At 70.6% G+C, this 13,383-nt stretch carries 10 protein-coding genes and 1 riboswitch; of the genes, 4 read left to right on the top strand and 6 right to left on the bottom strand.

Annotated elements, in window-relative coordinates:
• Positions 1 to 265 precede the first annotated feature (265 nt).
• Positions 266 to 3,832, bottom strand: a complete 3,567-nt coding sequence (gene cobN / locus BLQ91_RS36660) for a cobaltochelatase subunit CobN (protein WP_090104691.1) — start codon at positions 3,830 to 3,832, stop codon at positions 266 to 268.
• A gap of 35 nt (positions 3,833 to 3,867) precedes the next feature.
• A riboswitch (cobalamin riboswitch) is annotated at positions 3,868 to 4,001 on the bottom strand.
• 8 nt (positions 4,002 to 4,009) lie between these two features.
• On the opposite strand from cobN, the gene BLQ91_RS36655 reads away from it, so the two are divergent.
• From BLQ91_RS36655 to BLQ91_RS36645, 3 genes are read left to right on the top strand one after another with little or no spacing between them, the layout of a single operon-like run.
• A complete protein-coding gene (locus tag BLQ91_RS36655) occupies positions 4,010 to 5,005 on the top strand; it encodes a hypothetical protein (RefSeq protein WP_090104688.1) in 996 nt (331 codons plus the stop codon).
• Positions 5,002 to 5,622 (top strand): precorrin-8X methylmutase, encoded by a 621-nt coding sequence (locus BLQ91_RS36650; protein WP_090104686.1) that lies wholly within the window; start codon positions 5,002 to 5,004, stop codon positions 5,620 to 5,622. Before BLQ91_RS36655 ends, BLQ91_RS36650 begins: the two co-directional genes overlap by 4 nt.
• On the top strand, positions 5,619 to 7,070 hold the full coding sequence (locus BLQ91_RS36645; RefSeq protein ID WP_090104684.1) for a precorrin-2 C(20)-methyltransferase: 1,452 nt from the start codon (positions 5,619 to 5,621) through the stop codon (positions 7,068 to 7,070). The genes BLQ91_RS36650 and BLQ91_RS36645 overlap by 4 nt, the downstream gene beginning before the upstream one ends.
• Here the strand turns inward: BLQ91_RS36645 and BLQ91_RS36640 are convergent.
• The 5 genes from BLQ91_RS36640 to BLQ91_RS36620 form a co-directional block, all read right to left on the bottom strand.
• Positions 7,042 to 7,764 carry a cobalt-precorrin-6A reductase gene (locus tag BLQ91_RS36640; RefSeq protein WP_176960156.1) on the bottom strand — a complete coding sequence of 241 codons (723 nt, stop codon included), beginning with the start codon at positions 7,762 to 7,764 and terminating at the stop codon, positions 7,042 to 7,044. The two genes, BLQ91_RS36645 and BLQ91_RS36640, sit on opposite strands and share 29 nt — an antisense overlap.
• Complete coding sequence (gene cobM / locus BLQ91_RS36635; protein WP_090104777.1) at positions 7,761 to 8,501, bottom strand: precorrin-4 C(11)-methyltransferase; 741 nt, start codon at positions 8,499 to 8,501, stop codon at positions 7,761 to 7,763. The genes BLQ91_RS36640 and cobM overlap by 4 nt, the downstream gene beginning before the upstream one ends.
• Positions 8,498 to 9,643 carry a precorrin-6y C5,15-methyltransferase (decarboxylating) subunit CbiE gene (gene cbiE, locus BLQ91_RS36630; RefSeq protein WP_090104682.1) on the bottom strand — a complete coding sequence of 382 codons (1,146 nt, stop codon included), beginning with the start codon at positions 9,641 to 9,643 and terminating at the stop codon, positions 8,498 to 8,500. Before cbiE ends, cobM begins: the two co-directional genes overlap by 4 nt.
• A complete protein-coding gene (locus BLQ91_RS36625; protein WP_090104778.1) occupies positions 9,624 to 10,013 on the bottom strand; it encodes a TIGR03618 family F420-dependent PPOX class oxidoreductase in 390 nt (129 codons plus the stop codon). Before BLQ91_RS36625 ends, cbiE begins: the two co-directional genes overlap by 20 nt.
• A 106-nt stretch (positions 10,014 to 10,119) precedes the next feature.
• Entirely contained in the window at positions 10,120 to 12,555 is a 2,436-nt protein-coding gene (locus BLQ91_RS36620) for a chitobiase/beta-hexosaminidase C-terminal domain-containing protein (RefSeq protein ID WP_425412577.1), read from the bottom strand.
• A 241-nt stretch (positions 12,556 to 12,796) separates the two neighbouring features.
• Between BLQ91_RS36620 and BLQ91_RS40800 the strand changes: the two genes are divergently transcribed.
• On the top strand, positions 12,797 to 13,383 hold a 587-nt coding region (locus BLQ91_RS40800), incomplete at its 3' end, for a helix-turn-helix domain-containing protein (RefSeq protein WP_143023006.1).

Here is a 13,383-nt window from a genome sequence, read left to right as displayed (position 1 = left end):
AGGCTACGCGTGCACGAGGGTGAAGAACCGAGGTCCTGAACCGGCGCGCGTACGAGTGGGGCTCGGACCTGGCCGCGCGGGCGTCCGGCGACGTGGCGGAGGCGTTGGCGGACCTCGGTTTCGAACCCCGGGCCGAGGACGGATCGATCCTGCTGGGCAACTGCCCGTTCCACAGCCTCGCGCAGCGGCCTGCTGGACGGGGCGAGGCGGACGGCGTGTCCGCCCGCCTCGCCCCGTCACCGGGTCACTGCTGCGTGCGGCTGGATCAGACGCCGTCCTCCAGGTCGCCCTCGGTCTCCAGGTAGGCCGACCGCAGCGCGTCCAAAGTGGACTCCTCCGGGTGCTCCCACATCTTGCGCTCGGCCGCCTCCAGCAGGCGCTCGGCGATGCCGTGCAGCGCCCAAGGGTTCGACGTCTGCAAGAACTTGCGGGTCTCCGGGTCGAGCACGTAGGTCTCGGTCAGCTTCTCGTACATCCAGTCCGCGACCACGCCGGTCGTGGCGTCGTAGCCGAACAGGTACTCGACCGTCGCCTGCAGCTCGAACGCACCCTTGTAACCGTGGTTGCGCATCGCCCCGACCCAGCGCGGGTTCACCACGCGGGCGCGGAAGATCCGCGACGTCTCCTCGGTCAGGGTGCGCGTGCGGACCGCCTCCGGCCGCGTGCTGTCTCCGACGTACGCGGCCGGTGCCTTGCCCGTCAGCGCCTTGACCATCGTGACCATGCCGCCGTGGTACTGGAAGTAGTCGTCCGAGTCGGCGATGTCGTGCTCGCGGGTGTCGATGTTCTTGGCCGCCACCGCGATCCGCCGGTACGCGGACTCCATGTCCTCGCGCGCGGCGACGCCGTCGACGCCGCGGCCGTACGCGTACCCGCCCCACACCGCGTAGACCTCGGCGATGTCCGACGAGTCGCGCCAGTTGCGGCTGTCGATCAGCGGCAGCACGCCCGCTCCGTACGCGCCCGGCTTGGATCCGAAGACGCGCAACGTGGCCCGGCGCTGGTCGCCGTGCTCTTCCAGGTCCTTCACCACGTGCGCGCGGACGAAGTTGTGCTCCGCCGGCTCGTCCAGGTGCGCGACCAGCTGCACGGCGTCGTCCAAAAGGGACACGACGTGCGGGAAGGCGTCCCGGAAGAAGCCGGAGATCCGGACGGTCACGTCGATGCGCGGCCTTCCCAGCTCCTCCAGCGGAACCACCTCGAGGCCCGTGACGCGGCGCGACTGGTCGTCCCACACCGGCCGCACGCCGAGCAGCGAGAACACCTCGGCGATGTCGTCGCCGGCGGTGCGCATCGCGGACGTTCCCCAGACCGACAGGCCGACCGAGGGCGGCCACTCGCCGTCGTTCTCGTCGCGGTAGCGGGCGAGCAGCGAGTCGGCCATCGCCTGGCCGGTCTCCCACGCGAGGCGCGACGGGATGGCCTTCGGGTCGACCGAGTAGAAGTTGCGGCCGGTCGGCAGCACGTTCACCAGGCCGCGCAGCGGGGAACCGGACGGACCGGCCGGGATGTAGCCGCCGTCCAGCGCGTGCAGGACGTTCGTCATCTCGTCCGTGGTGCGTGCGAGCCGGGGCACGACCTCGTCCGCCGCGAACTCCAGGATCTTCCGCACGTCCTCGGACTCGTGCAGGCCCGCTGCGGCGGAACGGTCCCAGCCCGCGTCCTCCATCGCCTGGACGAGCACGCGAGCCTGTTCCTCCACGGCGTCGACGTCTTCCCGGCCCGTGGTGGTGAGGCCGAGTGCCTCGCGCAGGCCGGGCAGCGCGGCGACCTGACCGCCCCACATCTGCCGCGCCTGCAGCATCGCGAGCACGAGGTTGACGCGGACGCTGCCGGTCGGCGCCTCGCCGAGGACGTGCAGGCCGTCGCGGATCTGGACGTCCTTGACCTCGCACAGCCAGCCGTCGACGTGCAGGATGAACTCGTCGAACTCCGCGTCGTGGGGCCGGTCGTCGAGTCCCAGGTCGTGGTCGAGCTTCGCGGCCTTGATCAGCGTCCAGATCTGCGCGCGGATCGCCGGAACCTTGGCCGGGTCCATCGCGGAAATGTTCCCGTACTCGTCGAGCAGCTGCTCCAGCCGTGCGATGTCGCCGTAGCTGTCGGCACGGGCCATCGGCGGCACGAGGTGGTCGACCAGCGTGGCGTGCGCGCGCCGCTTCGCCTGCGTGCCCTCACCGGGGTCGTTGACGAGGAACGGGTAGATCAGCGGCAGGTCGCCCAGCGCCGCGTCCGTGCCGCAGGAGGCCGACATGCCGACGGTCTTGCCGGGCAGCCATTCCAGGTTGCCGTGCTTGCCGACGTGCACCACGGCGTCCGCGCCGAAGTTCGACTCGATCCACCGGTACGCCGCGAGGTAGTGGTGCGACGGCGGCAGGTCCGGGTCGTGGTAGATCGCGATCGGGTTCTCGCCGAACCCGCGCGGCGGCTGGACGATCACCGCGACGTTGCCCGACCGCAGCGCGGCCAGCACGATCTCGCCGTCCTTCGACCTGCTGTGGTCGACGAACAGCGTGCCCGGCGCGTCGCCCCAGTGCTCCTGCATCGACTCGCGGAAGTCGTCCGGCAGCGTCTCGTAGAACTCGCGGTAGTCGGCCGCGGCGATGCGGATCGGGTTGCTCTCGAACTGCTCCTGCGTGAGCCAGTCGGCGTCCTGGCCACCGGCGGCGATCAGCGCGTGGATCAGCTTGTCGCCGTCGAGCTCGTCGACGCCCGGCAGCTCGTCGCCGATGTCGTAGCCGTGCTCTTTCATGGCCTTGAGCAGCCGGACGGTCGACGCGGGCGTGTCGAGCCCGACGGCGTTGCCGATGCGCGAGTGCTTCGTCGGGTACGCCGACAGCATCACGACGATCTTGCGGTCCTGGGCCGGGATGTGCCTCAACCGGCCGTGGCGGACCGCGATGCCCGCGACTCGCAGCGCCCGCTCCGGGTCGGCCACGTAGACCGTGAGGCCGTCGGAGTCGATCTCCTTGAAGGAGAACGGGACCGTGATGATCCGGCCGTCGAACTCCGGGATGGCGACCTGGGTCGCGGTGTCCAAAGGAGACAGTCCGTCGTCGTTGGAGTCCCACGACTCGCGGCTCGACGTGAGGCACAGGCCCTGGAGGATCGGCACGTCGAGCGCCGCCAGCGCACCGACGTCCCACGCCTCGTCGTCGCCCCCGGCCGACGCCTTCGCCGGGTTCGTGCCACCGGCCGCGAGCACCGTCACGACCAGGGCGTCCGCCGCGCGCAGCGTGTCGAGCAGCTCGGGCTCCGCGGTGCGCAGCGAGGAGCAGTAGACGGGCAGCGCCCTGCCGCCCTTGGCCTCGATCGCGTCGCACAGCGCGTGCACGAACGCCGTGTTCCCGGCCACGTGGTGCGCGCGGTAGTAGAGGACCGCGACCGTCGGGCCTTCCGCCGGGGTGTTCTCCCGTTCCAGCACGCCCCAGCTCGGCGTGGCGGCGGGCGCCTGGAAGCCGTGGCCGGTCAGCAGCACCGTGTCCGACAGGAACTTGTGCAGCTCGGTGAGGTTCGCCGGACCGCCGTGGGCGAGGTAGAGGTGCGCCTCCGCGCAGACGCCGCCGGGCACCGTCGACAGCTCCATGAGCGCCGCGTCGGGCTGCATCTCACCGCCGAGCACCACGACCGGCAGTCCGCTGGCGAGGAGCCAGTCGAGACCTTCCTCCCACATCCGGCGCCCACCGAGGATGCGCACGAGCACCAGCTCGACGCCCTCGACGAGCGCGGGCAGGTCCTCGGCCGTGAGTCGCGCAGGGTTGCCGAGCCGGTACTCGGCACCGCTCGCACGCGCCGACAGCAGGTCGGTGTCGGAAGTCGACAGCAGCAGGATCACGCAGGCTCCATCCCTCGTGGGGTCCTCGCCCCAGGTTGCGGGTGACAGGCGAAGCGGAGTTCCTGACTCCCAGCGTGTCCGCTGGTCACAGTGGCGGGACCGCGCCGGATTCACACCGGCTTCCTCCTGTGCTTCGCCGTTCGGGCTCACCCTAACCGGCGGGTTACAGTCCGACCTATGCGTAGTCACCCGGACGCCTGCCCCGGCGCCGTCGAGCTGCACCCCGCGGCCGACGGCGGGCTGGCGCGCATCCGGGTGCCGGGCGGCACCCTTTCCGCTGCTCAGTGGGACGTCGTGCGGGTCGCGGCCGCCGAGCTCGGCTCGGGTTCGATCGAGCTGACCTCGCGGGCGAACCTCCAGATCAGGGGCCTCGCGGACGGGGCGGAGCTCGGCTCCCGGCTGCGTGCCGCCGGCCTGCTGCCCTCGTGGTCGCACGAACGGATGCGCAACATCATCGCGGCGCCGCTGGAGGACAACCAGGCGCTGGTCGACGAGCTCGACGCCGCCCTGTGCGCGGACCCGTCGCTGGCCTCGCTGCCCGGCCGCTTCCTGGTCACGGTCGGCGCCTCGGTGAGCGGCCTGGGTGGCGACTTCGGCCTGGTCAGCCAGGGCGACGGCGGGACGGTCCTGCTCCTCGCGGGCCGCGACACCGGCGTCCGCGTGACCGATCCAGTCGACGCCGTGGCGACCGCGGCCCGCTTCTTCCAGTCGATGCGCGGCCCCGCGTGGCGCCTGTCCGAAGTGGACGGCGGTGTGCGGAAGATCACCGATCACTTCGGCGTCTCCCCCGGCGATCGGTTCACCCCGGTTGTGACTCCTGTCGCACCTTCACCTTTGACGCCGGGGGTTCCGCTCGGCCGGCTCTCCGCCGAGCAGCTCCCCGGCATGCCGCTGCGGCTGACGCCGTGGCGCAGCCTGGTGGTGCCCGCCGGGACCGACACGTCGGGGTTGATCATCGACCCCGCCTCGCCGTGGCACGGCGTCAGCGCCTGCACCGGCCGGCCCGGCTGCGCCAAGTCGCTGTCCGACGTCCGCGCCGATGCGCGCGCTTGGCTCGGAACCCCGCACGACCGGCCGGTTCACTGGTCGGGCTGTGCACGCCGTTGCGGTCGCCCCGCCGGCGATGTGATCGAGTTCGTCGCGACCGGCGACGGCTACGAGGAGATCCGTTGACGCAGTACATCAAGGACGGCGCGGAGATCTACCGCCAGTCCTTCGCCACCATCCGCGCGGAGTCGGACCTCACCAGGTTCCCCGGCGACGTCGCGAAAGTGGTCGTCCGCATGATCCACGCCTGCGGCATGACCGACCTCCCCGACGACGTCGCGTTCTCGCCGAACGTCGTCCGCGACGCCCGCGAGGCGCTGAACAACGGCGCCCCGATCCTCTGCGACGCCAACATGGTCGCCTCGGGTGTCACGCGCCGCCGCCTGCCGAAGGACAACGAGGTCCTCTGCTACCTGCAGGACCCGCGCACGCCGCACAAGGCGCAGGAGATCGGCAACACCCGCAGTGCCGCGGCGCTCGAGCTGCTCGCGGACCGCTTCGAGGGCGCCGTGATCGCGATCGGCAACGCCCCCACCGCGCTCTTCCACCTCCTCGACCTCATCGGCCGGGGCGCGCCGAGGCCCGCCGTGGTGCTCGGCATCCCGGTCGGGTTCATCGGGGCGGCGGAGTCCAAGGAAGCCCTGGCCGCAACGGACCTGGAGCACCTCGTGGTGCTCGGCCGGCGCGGCGGGAGCGCCATGACGGCGGCGGCCATCAACGCGATTGCGAGCGAAGAAGAATGACGGGCAAGCTCTACGGTGTCGGCCTCGGTCCCGGCGACCCGGAACTCGTGACGGTCAAGGCCGCGCGGCTCATCGGCGAGGCCGACGTGGTGGCGTTCCACAGCGCCCGGCACGGCAGGTCGATCGCGAAGACCATCGCGGCGCCGTACCTCCGCGAGGGCCAGATCCTGGAACAGCTCGTCTACCCGGTCACGACCGAGGAGTCGGACGACTACCAGGGCGAGATCGACGCCTTCTACGAGGAGGCCGCGGGCAGGCTGGCCGCGCACCTCGACGCCGGGCGCACCGTGGTCGTGCTCGCGGCAGGCGACCCGTTCTTCTACGGCTCGTACATGCACATGCACAAGCGGCTGGCCGGCCGCTACGAGTGGGAGGTCGTCCCGGGCGTCACGTCGGTGAGCGGTGCGAGCGCCGTCCTCGGCACGCCGCTGGTCGAACGCGACGAGGTCCTCACGATCCTGCCCGGCACGCTGCCGCCCGCCGAGCTCGCGGCCCGTCTCGCCGACACCGACTGCGCCGCGATCCTCAAGCTGGGCCGCACCTTCGGCAACGTCAAGCAGGCGCTCCAGGACGCGGGCAGGCTCGACGGCGCCTGGTACGTCGAACGCGCCACGAGCAAGCGCCAGAGGATGTCGCCGCTGGCGGACGTCGACCCCGACACGGTTCCGTACTTCTCCATCGCCGTGCTGCCCAGCCAGTCCAGGCCGCCGAAGCCGAAGGGCGAGGTCGTGGTCGTGGGCCTCGGTCCCGGTTCACGCGACTGGCTCACGCCCGAGGCCCGTCAGGAGCTCGAGGCCGCCGACGAGCTGGTCGGCTACAGCACCTACCTCAACCGCGTTCCGGAGCGTCCCGGCCAGCGGCGGCACCTCTCCCACAACCAGGTCGAGTCCGAACGCGCGGCCTTCGCCCTGGACCTGGCGCGCAAGGGCGCGCGGGTCGCGGTCGTGTCGTCCGGTGACCCCGGCGTCTTCGCGATGGCGACGGCGGTCCTGGAGGTCGCGGCGGAGACCGGGGACGTGCCGGTGCGGATCGTCCCTGGCGTCACGGCGGCGAACGCCGTGGCGGCCAAGGCCGGTGCGCCGCTCGGCCACGACTACGCGGTGATCTCGCTGAGCGACCGGCTCAAGCCGTGGGACGTCATCGCCGAACGCCTCGCCGCCACCGCGAAGGCCGACCTGGTGATCGCGATCTACAACCCGGCGTCCAAGGCCCGCACGCACCAGGTCGCGGACATGCGCGATCTGCTGCTGGAGCACCGCGGCCCCGGGACCCCGGTCGTCGTGGGACGGGACGTCGGCGGCCCGGAGGAGGAGATCCGGGTGCTCACGCTCGGCACCCTCGACCCGGCCACGATCGACATGCGCTGCCTGCTGATCATCGGTTCGTCGCAGACAGTGGTGACGGACGCGGGCGTCGTCTTCACGCCCCGGCGGTACCCGACCACCTGACGGCGGCGTCGACGTCGGCCACCACCTCCGCGGGCGGGAGCGGTGGCCGGCGCACGACCACGACGGGAACTCCCAGCCGCCGCGCGGCTTCGAGCTTGGCCGAGGTCATCGAGCCACCGCTGTCCTTGGTCACCAGGAGGTCGACCGACCGCGACCGCATCAGCTCCAGCTCACCGTCCACTGTGAACGGACCGCGCGACAGCAGCACCTCGACGCGCCGCGGCATCGGCGGTTGCGGCGGCTCGACCATCCGCGCCAGGAACCACTGCGGGCAGTCGGCGAACTCCGCCAGGTCCTGCCGCCCGGTCGTGAGGAACACCCGCGACCCCGGCAGGTCCCGCGCGGCCTCGGCGACGCTGTCCACCCACCGCCAGCCGGGCTGGGGCGTGAAGCCGGGCCGCCGCAGGACGAGCAGCGGCACGCCGGCCTGAGCGCAGGCCTCGAAGGCGTTGGCGGTGATCTGCCGCGCGAAGGGGTGGGTGGCGTCGACGACGGCGCGCACGTCGTTGTCCCGCAGCCACCGGGCCAGCCCGGCGACTCCGCCGAAGCCCCCGACCCGGACCTCGCCGGCGGGCAGGGCGGGGTTGCTCACCCGCCCGGCGAGGGACGAGACGACCCGGCGGTGCGCGGACCCCGCCGTCAGCCGCCGCGCGAGCTCGCGCGCCTCCCCCGTGCCGCCGAGGATCAGGATCATCGGACGCGCGTGGGCGAGTACAGGTGGCTGTCCGGGAACTGCGTGGCCCCGAGCACCTGCCCGACGATGATCACCGCGGTCCGCTTGATGCCCGCGGCCTCGACCTGCGCGGCGATGTCGTCCAGCGTCCCGCGCAGCACGACCTCGTCCTTGCGGGAGGCGTAGGCGACGACCGCCACCGGGCAGTCCGGGCCGTAGTTGGGCACCAGTTCGGCGACGACCTCGGAGATCCGCTGCACGGCCAGGTGCAGCACCAGGGTCGCGTGGCTGCGCCCCAGCGTGTCCAGGTCCTCGCCGGGAGGCATCGGCGTCGCCCGCTGCGAGGTGCGCGTGAGGATCACCGTCTGCCCGACACCGGGCACGGTCAGCTCGCGCCGCAACGACGCCGCGGCGGCCGCGAACGCCGGCACACCGGGCGTCACGTCGTAGTCGATCCCCAGTGCGTCCAGCCGGCGCATCTGCTCGGCCACGGCGCTGAACACCGCCGGGTCGCCGGAGTGCAGCCGGGCCACGTCCAGCCCCTGTTCCGTCGCCGCGACCAACTCGGCGACGATCTCGTCCAGCGTCAGCGAGGCCGTGTCGACCCTGCGGGCACCAGGAGGGCAGAAGTCCAGCAGCTCCACCGGCACCAGCGCGCCCGCGTACAGGCACACCGGCGACGACTCGATCAACGACCGGCCCCGCACCGTGATCAGGTCGGCGGCGCCGGGTCCCGCCCCGATGAAGTGCACGGTCACTTCGTCACGCTCCACGTCGTCACGGGCATGTGCGGCCGCCAGCCGGTGAACCTGCCGACCGACGACCCGCGGTTCACCGCGATCCGCACCAGGTCACCGCCGAGCCGCGCGTACCACTGCGCCACCACGGCCTCGGACTCGAGCGTCACGGCGTTCACCACGAGCCGCCCGCCCGACGCCAGCGCGTCCCAGCACTCCTGCACCACGCCCGGCACGGTGAGCCCGCCGCCGATGAAGATCGCGTCGGGCTTCTCCAGCCCCGCCAGCGCCTCCGGAGCGCGTCCGATGTGGACCTCCACCGCGGGCACCCCCAGCGACGCGGCGTTGCGCACGATCCGCTCCGCGCGTTCGGCGGACTGCTCGACGGCGATGGCGCGGCACGTCGGATGCGTGCGCGCCCACTCGATCGCGATGGACCCCGTCCCGGACCCGACGTCCCACAGCAGCTGCCCCGGCAGCGGCGCCAATCTCGACAGAGAAATCGCCCGCACCTCTCGCTTCGTCAGCTGGCCATCGGTCTCGTACGCGTCGTCAGGCAATCCGGGCACCCGCGAGTGAGCACTCCCGCGGTACTCGATCGCGATCACGCACAACGGATCGGCGTCCTGTCCGGACCAAGGGTAGACCCGCTCGGCCGGGCCACCTAGCTGTTCGAGGACCGTGATCGGCCCGGCAATCTCCGCGACCACCGCCGGGTCGCCGCCCAGGACGAGCACGCGCCGTCCCGGCGTCAGCACGGGGCGCAGCAGGTCGGCGGACCGGGCCACCAGCGACACGACCTCGACCTCGTTCAACGCCCACCCGAGCCGGGCGCAGGCCAGCGACACCGACGACGGGTGCGGCACGACCGTCACCCGATCTCCCAGCAACCGCACCAAGGTGGTGCCGATGCCGTGGAACATCGGGTCGCCGGACGCCAGAACGCACACGTCCGAGTACTTCTCGAACAACTCGGGCAACGCCGGCACCAGCGGTGACGGCCACGCGACCCGGTGGAACTCCCCCGGCACCAGGTCGAGCTGCCGCCGCGAGCCCATCAGCACGCGGGAGCGGGTCACCGCCTGCCGGGCTGCCGGTGACAGTCCTTCCCACCCGTCGGCGCCGATGCCGACGACAACGACGTCAGACCGAGCCGCTGACACGCCGCACCTGGATCTCGATCACGACGCGCTCCGGGTTGACCCGGGGCTCCCGGTAGCGCACCGCGTACCGCCGCTCGGCTTCCCGGACCGATTCCACGTCGTCGCGCACGACGGCGGGACCCTCCACCGTGGACCAGCGGCGTCCGTCCACCTGGCACACCGCCGCGTACCCGGCCGCGCGCACGTGCTTGACCTTCCACGACGCGCCGTGCGTGATGATCCGCGCGACACCGGCCTCGGCGTCGAGGGTGACCCCGACGGGCACGACGTGCGGGGTCCCGTCACGACGGACGGTGGACAACGTGCACAGGTGCCGTTCAGCCCAGAACTCGGCGAACTCGGGGCCACGCTCGATCGACATGCAACGCATCATGCAATGCCACGCGCGTGAAACGAAATCCGCTGGTCAGCGGGCTGAACGACCGGACATGGGCACGGCCCGCCACCTCGGTGACGGGCCGTGCTCCCCGATGTGGCTACGGGTAACTGACGACGTTCACCGGCACCGTGCCCGGTGGCGTCACACCGCCGACGTTGTTGACGACGTGCGTGATCGTTCCCTGGTAGTTGAGCGACACGGTCAGCAGGTTGTGCAGCCTCACGCCGGACCGGTTGGGCACCTCGAACGCGTTCTCGGCGCGCACCGACGGGTTGACGTTGAAGAAGCAGTAGCTGCCGAGCCCCCACGCCTCGTGCGTGGTGACGTGGTCGCCGACCTTGTAGGCCGCGTACCCGGCCTGGCCGTTCGGCCTGTTCCAGACCGCCTGGCTCGGCACGTCGTACGGCATCTCGTTCTGGTAGAAGATGGTCCGCCCGCCGTTGCCGTTCCAGATCACCTGGTACTTCTGGTAGTGCTCGACGAACAGGCCGGTGGCCAGCACGTTGTCACCGTTGACGACGACGCCGGTGTCCCCGATCGCCTCGTCCCAGCCCCAGGTGCCCGCGTTGCCGTGGTCGGCGCGCCAGACCCAGGTGTGGTCGATGATCACGTTGTGGCTGTTGACGACGAGGCTGTTGGTCGCCTTGCCCGCGATGGCCCCGCCGACGCGGAAGAACACGTCCTGCAACGTCGTCGGGTTGCTCGCGTGCGACGCCGACGAGCCGGCCGGGCCGACGGTCAGCAGCGAGTTCGACAGGGTCGTGCCCGCGTCGAACAGGATTCCCTTGATCCGCACGCCGTCGACGTCGGCGACCTGCATGGCCGTGACGCCGTTCTGCGGCACGATCGTCGCGTAGCCGATGCCCAGCACGACGGTGTTGGGCCGCGTGATGTTGATCGTCTGGTCGACGTTGTAGATGCCAGGCGTGAAGAACAGGTTGCAGCCCTGGCCCAGCGCCGCGTTGATCGTGGCGGCCGTGTCGCCGGCCTTCACGACGTAGAACTGGCTCATCGGCAGCGACGTGCCGGGCGTGCCACCGTTGATCCACGAAGCGCCGGATGCGTTGGTGCGCAACGAGGGCAGGAACACCCGGTAGGCGTTGTTCTCGAAGTACAGGTACGGCACGTCGCGCGAGATCGGCGTCGTCGCGAGGTTCGTCGACGGCGGGTTCGGGAACGTGGTGGGCGGAGCGCCGGGCGTTCCGGAGAACACCATGTTCCACACGCCGCCGTTCCAGCTGCCGTAGTTCGAGTCACGCGTGTACCACTGCTGCTGCGAGACCGACGCCGTCTGCCCGGACACACGCGTGTCGGCCGTGTAGCCACCACTCGCGAAGCCGTAGCTGGCCGGGTAGAGCGCCAGGTTGCCGCGGACGTCCATGCGGCGGAACGGCGCGGCCTGCGCGACGGCCCACCGGTTGGTGCCGGTGCTCGGGACGACCGCCATGTTCTCGGCGGAGCGCCAGAAGTTCTGCAGCGCCACGCCCTTGTCGGACTCGTTGAACGCGTCCACGGTGATGTCGCCGTTGATCACGACGTCACCGGGGTTCTTGCCGAGGCCGGCGACCGACGTGTAGTAGCCGACGTCGTCGTGGATGCCGTTGTAGGTTCCGGGCTTGAACAGGTGCGCGACCCGCCGCGGCGCCATCTGCGCGGTCAGCGTGTCCTTCTGGTTGTTGAAGTCGATGTCGAGCTGCGTCTGGATGCTCGTCGCCGACATGCTCGGGTCGAACACGCGCGTGTTGGGCCCGAAGCCCGGGTTGTCCGACTGGACGCACCCCTGCTGCGTGCCGATCGTGTACGTCGCGCTGGCCACGGCCGAGTTCGCGAGGCCCGACTTGATGCCGATCGCGTTGACGGTCCTGTTGCCGGAGACGGAGATCGGCCCGCTGTAGACCGGCGAGCTGCTGGTCGGCGTCGACCCGTCCGTGGTGTACCGGATCGTCGCGCCGGACGTGGAGGTCGAGATCGTCACCGTCTGCGCGGACGCGTAGGCACCGCCCGGCGGGCTGAACGTCGGCGTCGCGACCGGCGTGCCGATCACGTACGACGCGCTGCCGACCGCCGAGTTCGGCTGCCCCGACTTGAGGCCGATCGCCTTGACGGTCCTGTTGGCGGACACGGAGATCGGCCCGCTGTAGACCGGCGAGCTGCTCGTGGGCGTCGAGCCGTCCGTGGTGTACCGGATCGTCGCGCCGGATGTGGAAGTCGAGATCGTCACCGTCTGCGCCGTCGCGTACGTGCCGCCCGGCGGGCTGAACGTCGGCGTGGCCACCGGCTGCGCCGCACCCTGGTGGGTGTAGCTGAAGTGCGGGGTGTCGTACTGCGGGCCGCTCTTCTCGTAGGTGAACCAGTACTCGACCACCGTGCCGGAGGACAGCGACCCCACGGTCTTCTGCCAGGTCCCGGCGTTGTTGGTCATGCGGAAGTTCTGCTGCGAGGTGCCGGAGATCAGGTAGTGCACGTCGACGTAGGCAGCAGGGGTCGTCGGCGTGAAGTTGATCCTGGCTTGAGTCGCGTCGATCGCGGTCACGTTCTGCGTGTAGTCGTCGGCCGCGTACGCGGCCTCGACCGTCGCCAATGACGACAGGGCAATCGCTGCGGCGGCAAGTCCACGCCGCCATCTCACCTTTGAGAGCGCTCTCACACCTGGAACGGTAAAGCGGAGATGACGGTTGCGGAAGATGAAAGTTTCACGAAAGCTTCGAGCCCTGAGTTCGTTTTCACCCGAACGAGCACCTGCTTGAAGTGAACACAACCCATAGCGTCGACCCATGACTCCCTCCACCGCCTACAGCAGGGACCTGGGCGACGAGCTCCGGCGCCTGCGCGAGACGTGCACCGGGTTGAGCGGGAACAAGCTCGCCGTGAAGCTCGGCTGGGACCCGAGCAAGGTCTCCACCGTCGAGCACGGCAAGGCGCGCGCCAGCGAGATCGACCTCATCCAGTACCTGTCCATGTGCGGCAAGGACATCGACTTCGTCAACGACTTCAAGCGCCGCTACCGGTACGCGTTCGACGAGTACCGGGTGCAGGTGTCCGGCAACCTCCGCACGATGACGATGGCCGAGTCGACCGCCACGAGGATCACCAGCTACGACGTGTTGGCGATGCCCGGCCTGTTGCAAGAGCCGGAGTACTCCGAGGGCATCTACCGGATGACGGGCTTGGTCGCAGAGGAGCGCATTCCGGACCTCGTCCAGTACCGAACCGAGCGCCAGGCCATCCTGCGCCGACACGATCGGCCGACTTGCTTGTTCTACGTTCATGAGCATGCGCTGCAGCTGCAAGTCGGCAACAAGCAGGTCATGGAAGATCAGTACGCGAGGCTCTTGTTCAACACGCATACGATCCGGATCGT

Origin of the sequence: Lentzea jiangxiensis, from assembly GCF_900104175.1 — a bacterium.
Taxonomy (GTDB): domain Bacteria; phylum Actinomycetota; class Actinomycetes; order Mycobacteriales; family Pseudonocardiaceae; genus Lentzea; species Lentzea jiangxiensis.
The sequence above is the reverse complement of the archived record's forward strand: the minus strand, read 5'-3'. Positions and strand labels throughout refer to the sequence as shown.